Genomic DNA, 1,886 nt, shown 5'->3' on the forward strand with positions numbered 1-1,886 from the left:
CGACGACCTGGTCGGCCGGCGGGGCGGTCACCTTCACCGGCTTGTTGAAGTCGCTGTACTGCAGCTTGCCCTGCTCCTTGCCGTCCAGCGCGAGCAGGTAGGGCTCGTCGGTGTTGGCGATGGCCGCCTCCATCGGCGCGCCGTCCTCGTCCTGGATGTCGAGGATGACGGCCTCGACGCCGCCGACCTTCTTGGTGCCGGTCACGGTGCCCTTGTCGTCGAGGCTGCCGTCGTCGTTGCTGCCGATCTTCTGCTGCATCTGGAGGACCATGTCGCAGAACTCGGCGAAGCCGCCGACGTCCTCGCCCTTGCTGGAGGCCAGCCACTTGCCGTTGATCGCGGCGGCGGCCTCCTCCTTGCCCGGGAAGATCGCCTTGAGGAACTCGGCGTCCGGCTTCATCCACACCTTGTCGGCGTTGCGCCGGATCTCCGCCTTGCCCTGGCCCGCGATGCCGACGGTGCCGACGCAGTTGCCGGAGCCGTCCGCGGCGACGGAGAACTCGATGTCGCCCTCGGTGTCCGTCACCTTGGCGGTGAGCTTGGCGCTGGTCAGCTTCTTGCCCGCGGCCCGGGACTTCTCCGTGATCTCCGGCACGGTCAGCTTCTCCAGACCGCCGCCGCCCGCCGCGGCCGACGCGGTGGCCGAGGCCGGGGCCGAGGCCGCGGGAGCGGCGTCGCTCGTCCCGTCGCCGTCGGAGTTGCAGGCTGTCAGGCCGGTGACACCGAGGACGGACAGCACGGTGACGGCCAGCAGCCGGTTCGCACGCATCAGGGTTTCCCTAACTCCTATGACTATCGGATGCGCGAGTCTCCCAGCATGCGAACCGCCCCCTGCAGCCACCTCGGTTTTCTTTACCCTCGCTTTGCTTTCCGTTGCCCGGTGGCAATACCGGCCACCCGGCGGCTCCGGCCGGCCCCGCCGCTCCCGCCGCTCCCGCCGCCGGTTCGCACGCGGCAGGTCTTCCCTGCCCGCGAGACGGCCGGATGCGCGAATCCCCCCGGCGGACACAGCCGCTCCCCCGCCTATACCCGGCCTTTGCACCGGTTTGGCCGTCCGAACCGGCACAAACCAGGGGCGGCCCCGGAGCCGACCCTGACTCCGGGCTCCTCCTGCCCGGGTACCGGTCCGGGGTCGGGATCGGCATCACGAGGGACGCGGGGACGCGGGTCGCGGCGGAAGGATGGAGTCATCACCCGGGCGGAGGGACCGCACCGGGCGCACTCCCCGGAGGAGACGATGAGCAGCCTCGCCCGTCCACGTCACAACCGCGTCATCGCCGGCGTCTGCGCCGGCCTCGCCCAGCGCTTCGGGCTCGCCCCGCGGACGGTCCGGATCCTCTTCCTGGTGTCCTGCCTGCTGCCCGGCCCGCAGTGCCTGGTCTACCTGGCACTGTGGCTGCTGCTCCCCCAGGAGCCGTGAGCCCCGACCGCCCGGGAGGACCTTCGCCGATGGCCACCGACCACGTCCTGCGCGCGCCGTGCACGGCCGTCGCGACCCCGGCGGACGCCGTCGCGGCCCCCGACGGCCTGGAGTCCCGGACCGCGCTGAGCACCCTGGAGGGAATCGGCGCCGACCTGGACGGGATGGACGACGCCGAACGCCGGGAGTTCGCCGGGTCGTTGGAGCGCGTCGCCGCCGCCGGTCCGCCCGAGCCGCGGGAGTGGACCCGCGGCCTGCCCGAGCAGTCGGGCCCGGCGCTCTGAGCACGGCGAAGGGGCCGTTCCCGTGCCGGGAACGGCCCCTTCGCACTCCGCTGGGTCAGCCGCCCAGGCCCGGCAGGCCGGGCAGGCCGGGGGCGCCGCCGCCGGTACGCGACAGGCAGCTCACGGTCCCGACAACGCCGCCGACCGGGCACATGGCCAGGCCCTTTCCCCCCGGCACGGAA

The 1,886-nt window shown here is 72.9% G+C and carries 3 protein-coding genes; 2 read left to right on the forward strand and 1 reads right to left on the reverse strand.

Translation table 11 applies throughout. The features are described from left to right. Positions 1-769, reverse strand: a 769-nt coding sequence (locus tag ACFUEL_RS39215; RefSeq protein ID WP_380242928.1) for a hypothetical protein, incomplete at its 3' end; no start/stop codon positions are given. 468 nt (positions 770-1,237) lie between these two features. Between ACFUEL_RS39215 and ACFUEL_RS39220 the strand changes: the two genes are divergently transcribed. Then, positions 1,238-1,420, forward strand: coding sequence for a PspC domain-containing protein (locus tag ACFUEL_RS39220; RefSeq protein ID WP_380242929.1), 183 nt, complete (start codon positions 1,238-1,240; stop codon positions 1,418-1,420). Between the two features lie 29 nt (positions 1,421-1,449). Further along, on the forward strand, positions 1,450-1,704 hold the full coding sequence (locus ACFUEL_RS39225) for a hypothetical protein (protein ID WP_380242931.1): 255 nt from the start codon (positions 1,450-1,452) through the stop codon (positions 1,702-1,704). Positions 1,705-1,886: the final 182 nt, after the last annotated feature.

The sequence above is a fragment of the Kitasatospora sp. NPDC057198 genome (assembly GCF_042670125.1).
In the GTDB taxonomy this organism is placed as follows: Bacteria; Actinomycetota; Actinomycetes; order Streptomycetales; family Streptomycetaceae; genus Kitasatospora.

Excerpts from the sequence above, each read along its gene's own strand:
- ACFUEL_RS39220 (WP_380242929.1), top strand. The coding sequence starts at position 1,238 with ATGAGCAGCCTCGCCCGTCCACGTCACAACCGCGTCATCGCCGGCGTC.
- ACFUEL_RS39225 (WP_380242931.1), top strand. The coding sequence starts at position 1,450 with ATGGCCACCGACCACGTCCTGCGCGCGCCGTGCACGGCCGTCGCGACC.